We start from the raw sequence: 15,593 nt of genomic DNA on the forward strand, positions 1-15,593 counted from the left end.
TTCTCAATTTCATGATTTGTCCAGTGACGATAGCGAAGAGGTCACACCCGTTCCCATGCCGAACACGGAAGTTAAGCTCTTCAGCGCCGATGGTAGTTGGGGGCTCTCCCCCTGTGAGAGTAGGACGCCGCTGGGCAATAAGAAAAAGCACCCGTTTTTAAAGCGGGTGCTTTTTTGTGCTGTTTGGGGAGGATGTAAAAGCAGGCCGTGGACCGGGTTTCCTGAACAATCGCGCCTTTATCCTGACAAATTTTTATTTATCCCGAAAACCTGGTCTCTGTAAAAAAGAAGGCGGCCTGGGCGGCCGCCGGGATCTTTGTTTACCTCACAGAATATCATGAATCTTTTACCTATATGATGAATCCTCAGCAATTTATCATTAAAAATACACAAATATCATGAAAACTTCTCTGTTTATTTTGAAAACAGACGTTATTTTCAGCTTAATTATCTATATCCTTTAATCTTCACAGCGCATCGTGCGGAGTTGAACGGATTAGGGGACACTCCTGCGAAAGTGCGAGACAGACGGGGCCCTGCCGTTCACCGTAGAGACTCGGCGCGAGTCCGCCGAAAGGGAGCGTATCCGTTCAACGAAGCTGCTGAAATATAAGGGTTTAGTTCTTGTCCTGACACTTTTCAGGTTAACTATCTCCATAAAAACCTTCTTTTCACTACAGCACTGCCGCAGTGTCTTTCTATAATGGTATTTCACGGGCCAATGAGAAGGCGTATAATGGTGTTATAGAAGAGAAAAAAGGGGTTGTAATCGGAGATGGAGAAAAAGAAAGAACTCGAAACAAGGTTAATTCATGGGGAGTACGATCGTAAAAAACATTATGGGAGTTTAACACCTCCTTTATATCAGACATCCACATTTACTTTTGATTCAGCACAACAAGGAGAAGCACGTTTTGCAGGAAATGAAAGCGGTTACATCTATTCGAGGTTAGGAAATCCGACGGTTACTATTCTTGAGAAAGCCATTGCCGATTTGGAAGAAGCAGAAGAAGGAATTGCTTTTGCGTCAGGAATGGCAGCAGTGTCATCTGTGTTATTGGCTTTAGTAAGAACAGGAGATCATATTCTTGTTTCAGAAGGCGTATATGGTTGTACGTATGGACTTTTACAGCTTGTGGAGGACAGGTATGGTATCGAGCACGACTTTATCGATATGTCGGAGGAAGAAACGGTGCGGCAGCAGATAAAGCCAAATACGAAAGTGCTTTACGTAGAAACGCCGATCAATCCTACAATGAAACTTGTTGATCTGGAAATGGTGATAAAGGTAGCAAAAGAAATGGGGGTCATTGTTGTGGTGGACAATACTTTTTCTTCACCATACCTGCAGCAGCCTCTTAAGATGGGTGCTGACGTTGTCATTCACAGTGCAACTAAATATATCTGCGGACACGGAGATGTCATTGCAGGTCTTGCGGCAGGGAAGGCTGACTTTATCCAGCAGGTCCGGGCTACTACATTAAAGGATATTGGCGGGGTAATGGCACCTTTTGATGCATGGCTTCTATTGAGAGGGTTAAAGACCCTTTCTGTAAGGATGGATCGCCATTGTCTTAATGCTTCTGACCTTTTCCGGAAATTAAAAGATCATCCTAGAGTGAAGAAGATTGTTTACCCCGGGGATAGTTCTTATGAGCAGTATGATTTGGCGCAAAGACAAATGAAACAGCCGGGAGGGCTTATTACCTTCGAAGTAGAAGGAGGGAAAGAAGAAGCCCAGGAGATGATGAACCATTTAAAAATGATTCAGGTAGCTGTAAGCCTCGGAGATGCAGAAACGCTTATCCAGCATCCTGCCAGCATGACCCATGCGGTTATTCCACCGGAAAAACGAATGGAAATGGGTATAACAGACAGTATGCTGAGATTGTCTGTCGGACTGGAAAATGTAAATGACATATGGGAGGATCTTGCTCAGGCATTGAATGCTGCGGCTGGTAAATTAAGTACATCGAGTTAAACAGGCGGCCAGACTGATAATTAAACATCTGATATTTACGCTGCACCTAAAAGGAGAGCCTTTCGGTGCAGCTACGATGAATTATTCATTATCATCCCATAATTTTGATTCAGTGAGTGAACCTCTGTGGTGTAAGAAGGTCTTCAATAAGCTGTGGGAGCTTGTACTTTGAGATGGTGAGAAAGTGTTCAATGCATGGGAAATCATTTGAAGAGAAGGAGTGCAGGAGCTCACACCACCATTCTGTTTCGTAACGGCATATCATACTCAGGCTGTATAAGATCAAATAGTGAGAGAGCAGTTCCGGTAAAGGAAGGAATGCCGCACGGTCGTTAGGCAAGTACAAGCTCTCATTATGACGAATCGGTAAATAGGGATGTACATTGAAATCTCCTGCCGGCGTCAGCACAAAAGAGTTACCTTGTTTTTCCCCTTTCATATGAATACCTTCAGCTTTTAATAATGATAAGAACCTCGGCAGCTCCATTTCCAGATTTTTTAGAAGGAGAGGCGGTAAGGCAACATTTTGATCAGAAACTGAAATTTTTGTGATGGGTTTATGATCATACAGCTTTTCAAAAAGGGAGGCCATTTCAGGTATTCGCCTGAAAACATAATTTAATTTATATTTTTCTCCGGTCAATTGTTTCACATGAAACATTTGTTCCGAGAAGTAAGGAAATAACCCTTCTTTTTGAACTTTTACTTCATCCTCCAAAAAAGAGTAATCCTGTTTTTTCCGTTTTCGTGCTGTGACACCGTGAGCCAGTACCTGAGTCGTTCCGGGGTATTCAGGATCTACGGTGAGGAGACACGCTTTCATCCACTGTACACACCCATAGAATAAAAGCACAGGCTGGGTAGATAAAGGGGCAACCTCAGACTGACTGACGTATTGTTTTCCCATTTCAAGATAATATAAAAAAGGATACCCATTTTTATATGCCAGTGTTCTGGCGTTGCTCAACTTCTGTGCTTCATACTTTGCTGCTAAATACTGCTTCACGTAATCAATGGATTGAAAAGGCAATAAAAAGGGGTGTGATGTCATTGTATTTGACTCCTTTGTCAGAACGCTGGAAGTAAGGGAGAATCGGGTTTGGCTAACTTTTGGAACCTGTCGATAATTCTTGACAGTAGTGTGTCCACTTGTTAAGCTACTAATAATATTTTGGGAAAAATTAAGGAGGATTTCATCCATGTGGGAGGAAAAGTTTGGTAAGGAAGGGTTAACTTTTGACGATGTCCTGTTAATGCCGGCTCGTTCAGAAGTACTGCCAAGAGATGTAAGCGTGAAAACAAAGCTTTCCGATAAATTAGAACTGAACATTCCTATTATCAGTGCCGGGATGGATACTGTTACAGAAGCAGCTATGGCTATTGCTATGGCCCGTGCCGGCGGACTCGGTATTATTCATAAAAATATGTCGATTGAAGAGCAGGCAGAGCAGGTGGACCGCGTAAAGCGTTCAGAAAGCGGAGTAATTACAAACCCGTTTTACCTTTCGGCAGACAATCAGGTGTTTGATGCTGAGCACTTAATGTCGAAGTACCGTATTTCAGGAGTCCCTATCGTGGACGAGAATTTAAAGCTAGTCGGGATTTTAACGAACCGTGACCTTCGTTTTATTGATGACTACTCTATTGAGATTAATGAGGTCATGACAAAGGATAACCTTGTAACTGCTCCTGTCGGCACAACACTGGATGAAGCACAAAGCGTTCTCCAGAAATATAAAATTGAAAAACTGCCTCTTGTTGATGATGACGGCATCTTAAAAGGCCTTATTACAATTAAGGACATTGAAAAGGCAATTGAATTCCCTCATTCAGCAAAGGACTCAGCGGGAAGACTTGTAGTCGGTGCAGCTGTGGGTGTAGGGGGAGATTCCGAAGCCCGAACAGAAGCTCTTGTTCAATCTGGAATTGATGTGCTCGTTATTGATACAGCGCACGGTCATTCACGAGGCGTGCTCGATAAAGTGCGGCAGGTTCGTGAAACGTATCCGGATCTGGACATTGTAGCCGGAAACGTAGCCACAGCGGAAGCCACCCGAGATCTGATCGAAGCCGGTGCTACGATTGTTAAAGTAGGTATCGGGCCAGGATCTATTTGTACGACCCGTGTAGTAGCAGGAATCGGTGTACCGCAGATTACTGCTGTATATGACTGTGCAACAGAAGCACGTAAACACGGGAAAGCCATCATTGCTGATGGGGGTATTAAGTACTCCGGAGATATTGTAAAAGCTCTCGCTGCCGGCGGACATGCTGTCATGCTCGGAAGCCTCCTTGCAGGGGTAACAGAAAGCCCTGGTGAAAGGGAAATTTTCCAGGGACGACAGTTTAAAGTATACCGTGGCATGGGCTCCCTTGGGGCTATGGAAAAAGGAAGTAAAGACCGCTACTTCCAGGAAGGTGAACAAAAACTCGTTCCCGAAGGCATTGAGGGACGTACACCATATAAGGGGCCTTTAAGTGATACAATCCATCAGCTGGTGGGTGGTATCAATGCCGGAATGGGGTATTGCGGCACACCAACGATCCAGGACCTTCAGGATAACGGCCGCTTTATCCGCATTACGAATGCCGGATTAAAAGAAAGCCACCCTCACGATGTTCAGATTACAAAAGAGGCACCGAACTATTCCATGTAAATTAGGTAAAAAGATTTAGATAGATAGGGTCTCCCCTATCTATTTTTTTCTGTTTGTATATGGTAAAATGACGTTTGTTACTCACGTTTTCAGCGGTGCTTCAAGAACATTTTAAAAAATATGGAATATATGCTCTTTTCAGGAACGAACGAAGAGTCTGTATTTACCAATTATCGGCGTATTCTTGAACGCTCACGTTTATATAAATAGTTATGCATCAAGGAGAGGAAGAGAGAATGGGGAAGTTTAAAGGAACAGTATTGTCATTAATGGCTTTTCTGCTTGTTTTTTCAAGCGTATTTGCTACATCAGAAACAGCAGAGGCCGGGTTTAATCCGGGGGTTGAAACGGTAATACTTGTAGATGCCGATTCCGGCAAAATTTTGTTGGATAAGAACATAGATCAGGCATTGCCGCCAGCCAGTATGACAAAGATGATGAGTGAGTACTTAATTTTAGAAGCAATCAACAACGGAGAGATTTCCTGGGATCAAGAAGTTCCAATCAGTGACTTGAATGCAGCTCTGTCACACCAGGGTGGATTATCGAATGTAATGTTAAGAACTGATGAGAAGTATACAGTAAAAGAACTATATGAATCAGTAGCCATTTATTCTGCCAATGCTGCCACAATGGCACTCGCGGAAATGATTTCAGGATCTGAAGGTGCTTTCGTTGAAAGAATGAACGAAAGAGCAAAAGAAATCGGTATGGGTGAGCCGATGCGTGAAGCAGGAAGTGGAGATCTGGAATCCCTCTTCGAACAAGGGATCGGAGATTTCCAGTTTGTAAATTCCACCGGTCTGCCAAACAGCCTTCTTGGAGATAACTACCCTGAAGGCACTGAGCCTGATGACGATAACTATATGTCAGCTCGTGCCGCAGCTACATTAGCCTTTCATTTGATTAACAATTATCCTGAAGTACTGGAAACAGCCAGTATTCCGGAGAAATTGTTTAAAGAAGGAACAACAGATGAAATCCGTATGCAAAACTGGAATTGGATGATTCCGGGTACGATGTACGGCGATTTGGATTACGAGTATATTGATGGGTTAAAAACCGGATTTACGAATTCTGCAGGATATACATTTACCGGAACAGCTGAAAAAGACGGGAAACGTCTGGTTTCTGTGGTCATGGGTGCGGACTCTGAAGCTCACCGTTTTCAGGAAACACAGCGGTTAATGGAGTGGGGGTTTAACCACTTTTCACAGACAGAACTTTTCCCTGCCGGTATGAGCATTGAAGAGGACGAAACAGTTCAGGTAGCCAAAGGAAAAGAAAGCGAAGTCGCTGTGTCTACTGAAGATGCATTGTCTATGATGATTCGCAACAACCAGGAAGACGCATACAGCTATGAAGTAGAATGGGACGAGTCATTATTGAATGAAGACGGTAAACTGACTGCTCCTATTGAAGCCGGTGAAGTTGTTGGTAAACTTCACGTTGTTTCAGATGAGGATGATGCAGGATTTATCGATGGGAATGACCAATCTTCCGTTAACATCGTAACTGACGAAGCGGTAGAGAAAGCCGGCTGGTTTTCACTTCTGTTCAGAAGCATCGCGGGTTTCTTCTCCGGTGTATGGACCTCAGTTGCTGATACAGTAACCGGCTGGTTCTAGTATAATAAAACCTCATACAGCATACCCGGAAGAAAACCTTCCGGGTATTATTTTTATCGCTCTTCTCGTATAAATTGTGGCTCATTTCACTCTCTATAGATTACAGAAAAAAAGATACAGCCTTTGGAATGAATTAATTCGCTTTGAGGAATAATTATTTCACTTTTAGATATTCTTATCGGCTTCAGGAAGAAATATTTCATTTTTGGGATAAATACATCACTCTAAGATAGAATCGTTCCTTTTACAGGAAGAATTACATCACTTTCAGGAATAATTACGTTACATAAAAGGAGAATCACTTGGAATTGCAAACCTTTCTAGTTATTTCTAAATCTTTTCCATCGATATTTTAACCGGTTTTCCGTTATAATAGATAAGGATAATCAGAATCCGAATTATTTGAAACTTAGGTAATCTCGAAAGGGGATCATTCACAATGAAACAAACGGGTACAGATCGGGTAAAACGCGGGATGGCAGAAATGCAAAAAGGCGGCGTCATTATGGACGTTATTAACGCGGAACAAGCTAAAATTGCAGAAGAAGCAGGTGCTGTAGCAGTTATGGCACTGGAGCGTGTGCCAGCAGATATCCGCGCTGCAGGCGGTGTTGCGCGCATGGCAGATCCTACAATTGTAGAAGAAGTAACGAATGCAGTAAGTATTCCTGTAATGGCGAAAGCTCGTATTGGTCACATTGTTGAAGCAAGAGTACTTGAAGCGATGGGTGTAGATTACATCGACGAAAGTGAAGTACTTACACCTGCTGACGAAGTTTACCACTTAAATAAACGCGATTACACGGTACCATTCGTATGTGGAGCAAGAGATCTTGGAGAAGCTTCCCGCAGAATCGGAGAAGGTGCGTCCATGATCCGTACAAAAGGTGAGCCTGGTACAGGGAACATCGTAGAAGCCGTGCGTCACATGCGTATGATGCAGTCCCAGATTAAACAAGTGGTTGGTATGAGCGAAGATGAAATCATGACAGAGGCGAAAAACCTTGGTGCACCTTACGATGTCCTGATGGAAATCAAGCGTACAGGTAAGTTCCCTGTTGTAAACTTTGCAGCAGGCGGGGTAGCTACTCCGGCAGATGCAGCCTTAATGATGCAGCTTGGTGCAGACGGCGTATTCGTTGGTTCCGGTATCTTTAAGTCGGACAACCCTGAAAAGTTCGCCCGTGCGATTGTAGAGGCGACTACTCATTACGAAGATTACAAACTTATTGCTGAGCTTTCAAAAGGTCTTGGTTCTGCCATGAAGGGGATTGAAATTTCAACTCTTGAAGCAAAAGACCGTATGCAGGAGCGCGGCTGGTAAGTAAAGGAGCGGCATCATGATAAACATTGGAATTTTAGCCCTTCAAGGGGCCGTTCGTGAGCATGCAAAAGCCCTTGAGGCGCCGGATGTAAACGTGATTGTTGTTAAACGTACAGAGCAGCTGGACGAGCTGGATGGTCTTGTTTTTCCGGGCGGGGAAAGCACGACGATGCGCCGGCTTATTGATAAGTACGGATTTTTTGAGCCGTTAAAAGCCTTTGCCGAATCAGGCAAACCTATGTTCGGCACGTGTGCAGGAGCAATCCTGATGGCAACAGAAATCAAAGGACAGGAGCACCCGCACCTTGCTGTTATGGATATGACGGTTGAACGAAATGCCTTTGGGCGCCAGCGGGAGAGCTTTGAAGCTCCTCTTAAAGTTAAAGAAATTGGTGAAGATGTTCACGGTGTCTTTATCCGTGCACCGATCATTGAGCGTGTCGGACCGGCTGTGGACGTAATTGCAGAATATGATGGTGACATAGTCGCTGCAAAGCAAGGGAACTTCCTGGCGTGCTCCTATCACCCTGAACTGACAGATGATGACCGGATGCATCAGTATTTCGCATCGATGGTGAGAAAAAATCACGTACCTGCTTGATTAAAAACTCCCCCATCGGTTATGATAGGAATACAAAATATTCTTGAACGACAGTGAAGGGAAAAAGTAATGAAGACAGCTTTGTCCAGAGAGTCGGTGGCGCTGAAAACCGATCAAAGCTCTTTATGAATCCATCCCGGAGTCAGGCGGCGGAAGACGAGTATGCTGCCTCGGTATCGTCGGCCGTTACAAGCGATGAGTGGAAAAAAAGGATCGTTCCTTTTTTTCAACAAGGGTGGCAACGCGGGTTAACTCTCGTCCCTATTTGGGGACGGGAGTTTTTTGTGTTTTCCATTCCTTCACTGTTAAAGAAAGAGGAGGGCAAACAATGTTAGATGTAAAATTACTGCGAAAAGACTTTGAAAACATCAAAGAAAAACTTGCACACAGAAATGAAGACATCAGTGATCTTGACCGCTTCGGAGAGCTCGATGTGACAAGACGGGAACTTATTAAAAAAACAGAAGAACTAAAGGGCCGCAGAAACACCGTATCCCAGGAGGTCTCTCAGTTAAAAAGAGAGAAAAAAGACGCAGATCATCTGATAAAAGAAATGAAGGAAGTATCTGCAACAATCAAAGATCTTGATGATAAACTGCGAACCGTGGATCAGGAACTGGAACAGCTGCTCCTCACAATTCCTAATATTCCTCACGAGAGTGTACCCGTGGGTGCTGATGAAGAGGACAACCAGGAAGCTCGTAAATGGGGAGATCTGCCGGCGTTTTCCTTTGAGGCGAAGCCTCATTGGGATCTTGCGACAAACCTCAGAATCCTTGATTTCGAGCGTGCCTCAAAAGTTACAGGAAGCCGTTTCGTTTTCTATAAAGGACAAGGGGCGAGACTTGAGCGTGCCCTGATCAACTTTATGATGGATCTTCATGAAGATGAGCACGGCTATGAAGAAGTGATGCCGCCGTACATGGTTAACCGAGACAGCATGACTGGAACAGGTCAGCTTCCGAAGTTTGAAGAAGATGCATTCAAAATTCGTGAGGAAGACTACTTTCTTATCCCAACAGCAGAAGTACCGGTAACGAATATGCATCGTGATGAAATCATTGATGCAAACCAGCTTCCGATTGCCTATACTGCATACAGCGCATGTTTCCGTTCTGAAGCAGGCTCTGCGGGAAGAGATACGCGAGGGCTGATCAGACAGCACCAGTTTAACAAAGTGGAGCTTGTTCGTTTTGTTAAGCCTGAAGAATCTTATGAACAACTGGAGCTTCTTACTTCCCACGCCGAGAAAGTCCTTCAGCTGCTTAAGCTTCCATACCGTGTTATGAACATGTGTACCGGAGATCTTGGTTTTACAGCTGCTAAGAAGTACGATATCGAAGTGTGGATCCCAAGCTATGAGACATACCGGGAGATTTCTTCCTGCAGTAACTTTGAATCTTTTCAGGCACGACGTGCGAACATCCGTTTCAGACCTGAAGCAAAAGGTAAGACTGATTACGTGCACACGTTAAATGGATCCGGCCTGGCTATTGGCCGGACAGTTGCTGCTATTCTTGAGAATTATCAGCAGGAAGACGGCACTGTTGTTATTCCTGAAGTCTTAAGACCGTATATGGGTGGAAAAGAAGTAATTAAATAATCTTCAAAGTAAAAGGCGCCTTCCGGGAATAAATTCTCAGAGGCGTCTTTTATAATGGCCGGCTTATAGACCATTGTTGATTTATAAGAAGTGTTGATTGGAGCGGATGCGCCACACCCCTGCGGGAGCAATGAGCGTTTACATCACGAATCAGCTGCTTCGACGCAGAAAGCTGCGAAGCATAACTGGGAGAGGAAGAAGCAGGGGTATTTCACATGCGTGAAACGAGGCTCACCGGCGCCCCCGTGGAAAGCACTAGAGTCTTTTAATAGGAATTTGTATAAAAATAATAAAATTGAGTAGTGTTCTGTATTTCTATCGTTACGGATACTTTCTTAATAAAATAATTAATAAAACTAATTTCCCATATTAGCATATTAAAGCGAAGGTCATGGGGTCAGCGGGAAGCAAGAAGAAAACTCCTCAAAAAGTCACAGAATTTTACATATAACATTGTCGAAAAATGAACGGGATTTAGCATGGAAGAAGATGTTAGATATTAATTTTTATTCATCAAAACGAATATAAATTTAAACAGGGTTGTAAAACCCCTTATAAATTATAAATATGCGTATGAGTTTATATCATAAATATTCCATTTTATTCGAATAACGAAATATCTAAAGATAAAAAATTTTTAGAAAACTCTGTACTTACTGTTTTTACTATGATACATTAATGTCATTAAAACGATACATTTTTGATACATAGATTTACCGGTTAGAAGTCTTTTGAAAATTTATACTCATATCTGTATAAACTATCATTTTATATCAATTCTGCTATTTTGATATAAAGAGACTGAGCTACTGGGAAAAAGATGGGGTGAGCTTGTGCAGCGTAGTGAGCATTTACTGGAAGTGAAAGGGCTTAAAACGTATTTTTACATGGAAGGTGACAGAGTAGCCAAGGCAGTTGACGGCGTTGATTTTTATATCGACCGTGGAGAAACGCTGGCTCTTGTAGGAGAATCCGGAAGTGGAAAAAGTATTACGTCTTTATCGGTTATGAGGCTGATCCCTCAGCCGCCAGGAAAGATACTTGAAGGATCCATTAAATTGGACGGAAAAGAGTTGTTGACGCTATCTGACAGTGAAATGAGAAAGGTACGCGGAAACGACATGGGTATGATATTCCAGGAACCGATGACCTCATTGAACCCTGTTTTTACAATAGGAAACCAGATCGCAGAAACATTAATGAAACATAAAAAAATGACGAAGAAACAAGCATATAAAAAAGCAGTCGAGCTTCTCAGAGTCGTAGGTTTTGCACGGGCAGAAGATATTATTAACGAATATCCCCACCAGCTTTCAGGAGGGATGCGTCAACGTGCGATGATCGCCATCGCTATGTCTTGTGACCCAAAACTATTGATCGCCGATGAGCCTACAACTGCACTTGATGTAACCATTCAGGCCCAGATTCTGGACTTGATGGTGGAGATGAAAGAGAAGTTTGACTCTTCCATCCTCCTTATTACCCATGACCTGGGGGTAGTAGCAGAAGTAGCCGACCGGGTTATGGTTATGTATGGCGGTCAGATTGTTGAAGAAGCGAGAGCAGATGAACTATTTACAGACCCGCAGCATCCATATACAAGAGGTTTGATGGGAAGTATCCCGAACATTGACGCTGATGTTGAACGGCTTGAATCGATCAGAGGATCCGTACCGCCTGCGCACCGTTTCCCACAAGGATGCCGATTCGCACCACGGTGTGATCACGCAATGGATATCTGCCGGGAATCGAATCCGGAGCTGCTGGAGACAAAAGCTAAACACAAAGTGCGCTGTTATCTCTACGAGCCTTTGAGTGGAGAAGGAGGACAAGGCAATGGAACAACAAGAGAAGCTGTTAGAAGTACGAAATCTTAAAAAATACTTTCCTGTAAAAGGGGGAGTACTTCAACGGACAGTCGGACACGTAAAAGCAGTCGATGATATCAGTATCGATATTTATAAAGGTGAAACCCTTGGGATTGTTGGGGAGTCAGGTTCCGGGAAGTCGACTCTCGGCCGGACCATTCTCAGACTTATGGATCCTACTGAAGGAGACGTCATTTTTAAAGGCGAAAACATCGCAACGGTTAAACAGGGGAAAATGCGAAAGTACCGTCAGGATATGCAGATGGTATTCCAGGACCCTTACGCATCTCTTAACCCAAGGATGAGTGTAGGAGAAATTATTGAAGAACCGATGCTTGTTCAAAAAACGATGGCAAAAAAAGACCGTAAAGAGAAAGTTGTCGACCTTTTGAAAAAGGTAGGCCTGCCGGCAGAAGCGAGAGAGAAGTATCCTCACGAATTCTCAGGCGGTCAAAGACAGAGAATCGGGATTGCAAGAGCCCTCAGTATGAACCCTGAATTCGTTATTGGTGATGAGCCGGTATCCGCGCTAGATGTATCGGTTCAATCGCAGGTTCTTAACCTGATGGAAGACTTACAGAAAGAATTTAATCTCACTTATCTCTTTATTGCCCATGATTTGAGTGTTGTTAAACATATTTCTGACAGAGTAGGTGTCATGTACCTGGGAAGAATGGCCGAAATCGGTCCAAAGAAGCTCATTTACGACAACCCGCTTCACCCGTATACGAAAGCCCTTCTATCTTCTGTACCGGTTCCCGATGTTACACGGAGAAGAGAGAAGATAAAATTAAAAGGAGAGCTTCCGAGTCCGTCAAATCCGCCGACTGGGTGCTCATTCCACACACGATGCCCCGAGGCTCATGACCGTTGCAAAGTGGACAGGCCTGAACTGATTCATCAAGGTGAAGGACAGTATGTGGCTTGTCATTTGTACAGTGAAAAGAAATAAATAAAAAATGCACTTTAAGGAGGTGAGGCAAGGGAGAGGAGAGTTTGGGTTAATTGTTTTTGTAATTTTTAAAATATTAAGGGGGTAACACTATCATGAAGTTCAGTAAATTTTGGCTAATGTTAATTTTATCATTGTCACTCGTGTTCGCTTTGGCAGCATGTGGTGATGATGAAGAAGCTTCTGGCGAATCCGAGGGGGATGACGCAACAGAAGAAGATGCAGCAGAAGGTGACGATGGTGAAGATGCAACGGAAGAAGACGATGATGCTGAAGAGGGAGATTCCGGCGAAGCACAGCAAGGCGGAACGATCAATGCAGGTATGTATTCTGCTCCAGGTCACCAATTCAACCCATTATTCTACTCTGATGCGTATGAAGCAAATATCCTTAGCTTCACACACGAATCTCTGGTTCAACTCAATGACGAACTTGAGTACGAGCCATCCCTTGCAAAAGACTGGGAAATTAACGATGAATTTACAACAATTACTTACTACCTGAACGAAGGCGTTCAGTGGCATGACGGTGAAGAGTTCACTGCTGATGACGTGTATTTCACATATTCAACAATCGCTGACCCTGAGTATGTTGCTTCAGGCGGGGTACGTACAAACTACGTTGCCGGTCTTGTAGGTTACGAAGCTTACAGCACAGGTGAAGCTGATACTTTTGAAGGTGTAGAAGTCATTGACGACTATACTGTAGCTTTCCACTATGAAGAAGAAAACATTAAAATGCTTTTTGATACAAGCTTTATCATTGTACCTGCTCACCCATTCGAAGAGATGGCAGTTTCTGATATTCCAGATGCTGATGCTTCCCGTAATGCTGGTGAAGTTGTAGGTACTGGTCCTTACGAGCTTACTGACATGATCGAAGGAGAGCAGTATGTTCTTACAGCTTTTGCTGATTACTGGCAAGGAGAGCCTCACCTTGATGGAATTACGTGGCGTGTTATTCAGCAGTCTGTAATGCCAGGTCTTCTTGAAAGCGGAGAGCTTGACATGATTGCTGAGCCAAACGGCGTACCTGCTTCTGACTTTGAGCGTGTAGATGCTCTTGAAAACATTACGACTTTTGAAACACAAGATTTTGGTTACCAGTACATGGGCTTTAAATTCCACCACCGTACTACTGAAGATGTAGAGAGCGGTACAATCAATCCTGATAACTGGGTTGAAAACGAAAAGCTTTCTGATGTACGTGTTCGTCAGGCAATTGTAAGTGCGATTAACCGTCAAGGTATCGTAGATGGACTTCTATACGGAAAAGGTTCTGTAATGGAAGCGCCATTCCCGGAAGCTTCATGGGCTTATGATCCAGACGCTGTAACGGAATACCCATACGATCCGGACCGCGCCAATGAGCTTCTTGATGAAGCAGGATTCGAAGATGTTACAGGAGACGGATTCCGTGAAGATCCAGACGGTAACGAGTATGTTCTTAACCTTGATTACCCAACTGGAAACGAAGTTCGTGAGCGTACTGCGCCAATCATTGCTGATGAGCTTGGAGCTGTAGGAATTAAGGTTGAACTTCGTCAGCCGCGTGAAGCTGGTCCTCACTTTGATGCAATTGAACTTGATAACAACGACTTTGATCTTTACCTGGCTGGATGGAGCCTGGCTGTCGGTGATCCTGACCCAGCTGGAATCTGGCAGTCAACTGCAGCGTATAACTACACTCGCTGGAACGACGAGACGAGTGATGAGCTTATCCGTAAAGCTGTAACTGCACCAGATGCATTTGAGCAAGATTACCGTGCAGAAGTATACAACGAGTGGGCTGCCCATGTATCTGAACAGGTACCTATGGTGTTCCTTTACTCTTCTGACAACATCTATGCTTACAACTCTGCACTGCAAAACGTAAAAGAACTGCCAGCTGGAATCTACCAAGATTCTCACCTCTGGTATTTAGCACAATAATTGTAGAAGTGTCATGGTAAAGAGGTGTGCGGCCCTCGGTCGCACACTTACTTTTTACCTGGTGGGAGGAATTTTGAATGCACAAATATATCATTCGACGTACGTTACAGTTTATTCCCATGCTTTTTCTTGTGACGGTTCTCGTATTTGGACTGGCTAAAGCAGCACCGGGAGATGTGTTGTCAGGTGAAATGCTCGATCCGAATATCCCTCACGAGGTATTGGAGCAAAGAAGAGAGGCACTTGGTCTTAACGACCCGATACATATTCAGTATTGGAACTGGCTTTCGTCAGTTGCCCAGGGTGATCTTGGAACGTCTATGCAATACGCCAACAGGCCGGTTATTGATTTAATTCAGTCAAGGGTTATGAATACTGTGTACTTAGCACTCTTTTCTCTTGTTATTACATTGTCAGTTGCCATACCAATCGGAATTTATTCTGCAACGAGAAAATATTCACTGTTTGATTATGGAGCTACGACCTTTGCCTTTTTAGGTCTGGCCACACCGAACTTTTTTGCCGGATTGCTCGCTATTTGGCTGTTATCCTTCCAGTTTGGCTGGTTTCCTGCTCAAGGAACCACCTCAGTCGTGGGGTTAAGCGGGTTCGAACTATTTGTAGATAAACTCAGACACCTGGTGTTACCTGGATTTACATTAGGCCTGGCCAGTACCGCTGTGTACATGAGGTATATGCGTACTGAAATTCTAGAAATCAAAGGTAGTGACTTCATTCGAACCGCACATGCAAAAGGACTTACTAAGAATTCTGTGTTGTATAAGCATACGCTTCGAAATGCCCTTATCCCGATCATTACATTATTAGGTTTTGAGTTTGGGTTCCTGTTAAGTGGAGCAGTTATTACTGAAGCGGTATTTAATTATCCGGGTATTGGAACGTTATTCCTGAACTCTATTAGTAACCGTGACTATCCGGTCATTATGGCTATTAATCTGATTCTTGCAGTAACAATATTACTCGGAAATCTTTTAGCGGATATCTTTTATGCTGTCGTCGATCCGCGTATTCGCTACGATTGAGGTGA

General features: G+C 43.7%; 11 protein-coding genes, 1 rRNA gene and 1 other annotated feature. Of the genes, 11 read left to right on the forward strand and 1 reads right to left on the reverse strand.

Going from position 1 to position 15,593, the window contains the following annotated elements; genetic code table 11:
• Nucleotides 1–19 precede the first annotated feature (19 nt).
• Both rrf and megL read left to right on the forward strand, forming a co-directional pair.
• Nucleotides 20–136: ribosomal RNA gene (gene rrf / locus JSY36_RS19975) — 5S ribosomal RNA — on the forward strand.
• Between the two features lie 639 nt (nt 137–775).
• Nucleotides 776–1,981 (forward strand): methionine gamma-lyase, encoded by a 1,206-nt coding sequence (gene megL / locus JSY36_RS19980; RefSeq protein WP_205167718.1) that lies wholly within the window; start codon nt 776–778, stop codon nt 1,979–1,981.
• 109 nt (nt 1,982–2,090) lie between these two features.
• Here megL and JSY36_RS19985 read toward each other — a convergent pair whose 3' ends face one another.
• Nucleotides 2,091–3,032 carry a YaaC family protein gene (locus tag JSY36_RS19985; RefSeq protein WP_205167719.1) on the reverse strand — a complete coding sequence of 314 codons (942 nt, stop codon included), beginning with the start codon at nt 3,030–3,032 and terminating at the stop codon, nt 2,091–2,093.
• A gap of 148 nt (nt 3,033–3,180) precedes the next feature.
• On the opposite strand from JSY36_RS19985, the gene guaB reads away from it, so the two are divergent.
• From guaB to JSY36_RS20030, 9 genes are all read left to right on the forward strand, one after another.
• Complete coding sequence (guaB, locus tag JSY36_RS19990) at nt 3,181–4,638, forward strand: IMP dehydrogenase (protein WP_122902087.1); 1,458 nt, start codon at nt 3,181–3,183, stop codon at nt 4,636–4,638.
• A 236-nt stretch (nt 4,639–4,874) separates the two neighbouring features.
• Nucleotides 4,875–6,266 (forward strand): D-alanyl-D-alanine carboxypeptidase family protein, encoded by a 1,392-nt coding sequence (locus JSY36_RS19995; RefSeq protein ID WP_122902085.1) that lies wholly within the window; start codon nt 4,875–4,877, stop codon nt 6,264–6,266.
• A 439-nt stretch (nt 6,267–6,705) separates the two neighbouring features.
• On the forward strand, nt 6,706–7,590 hold the full coding sequence (pdxS, locus tag JSY36_RS20000) for a pyridoxal 5'-phosphate synthase lyase subunit PdxS (RefSeq protein ID WP_205167720.1): 885 nt from the start codon (nt 6,706–6,708) through the stop codon (nt 7,588–7,590).
• Nucleotides 7,591–7,606: 16 nt separating this feature from the next.
• Entirely contained in the window at nt 7,607–8,191 is a 585-nt protein-coding gene (gene pdxT / locus JSY36_RS20005) for a pyridoxal 5'-phosphate synthase glutaminase subunit PdxT (protein ID WP_205167721.1), read from the forward strand.
• A 44-nt stretch (nt 8,192–8,235) separates the two neighbouring features.
• Nucleotides 8,236–8,457: a binding site (T-box leader), on the forward strand.
• Between the two features lie 62 nt (nt 8,458–8,519).
• Entirely contained in the window at nt 8,520–9,794 is a 1,275-nt protein-coding gene (gene serS / locus JSY36_RS20010) for a serine--tRNA ligase (protein WP_205167722.1), read from the forward strand.
• Between the two features lie 887 nt (nt 9,795–10,681).
• Nucleotides 10,682–11,671 carry an ABC transporter ATP-binding protein gene (locus JSY36_RS20015; protein ID WP_205167733.1) on the forward strand — a complete coding sequence of 330 codons (990 nt, stop codon included), beginning with the start codon at nt 10,682–10,684 and terminating at the stop codon, nt 11,669–11,671.
• A complete protein-coding gene (locus JSY36_RS20020; protein ID WP_122902075.1) occupies nt 11,631–12,614 on the forward strand; it encodes an ABC transporter ATP-binding protein in 984 nt (327 codons plus the stop codon). Before JSY36_RS20015 ends, JSY36_RS20020 begins: the two co-directional genes overlap by 41 nt.
• A 95-nt stretch (nt 12,615–12,709) precedes the next feature.
• Nucleotides 12,710–14,545, forward strand: a complete 1,836-nt coding sequence (locus tag JSY36_RS20025) for a peptide-binding protein (RefSeq protein WP_205167723.1) — start codon at nt 12,710–12,712, stop codon at nt 14,543–14,545.
• A 77-nt stretch (nt 14,546–14,622) separates the two neighbouring features.
• Nucleotides 14,623–15,588 carry an ABC transporter permease gene (locus JSY36_RS20030; protein ID WP_205167724.1) on the forward strand — a complete coding sequence of 322 codons (966 nt, stop codon included), beginning with the start codon at nt 14,623–14,625 and terminating at the stop codon, nt 15,586–15,588.
• Nucleotides 15,589–15,593 lie beyond the last annotated feature (5 nt).

This window comes from Alteribacter salitolerans (genome assembly GCF_016901055.1).
Classification (GTDB): Bacteria; Bacillota; Bacilli; order Bacillales; family Salisediminibacteriaceae; genus Alteribacter; species Alteribacter keqinensis.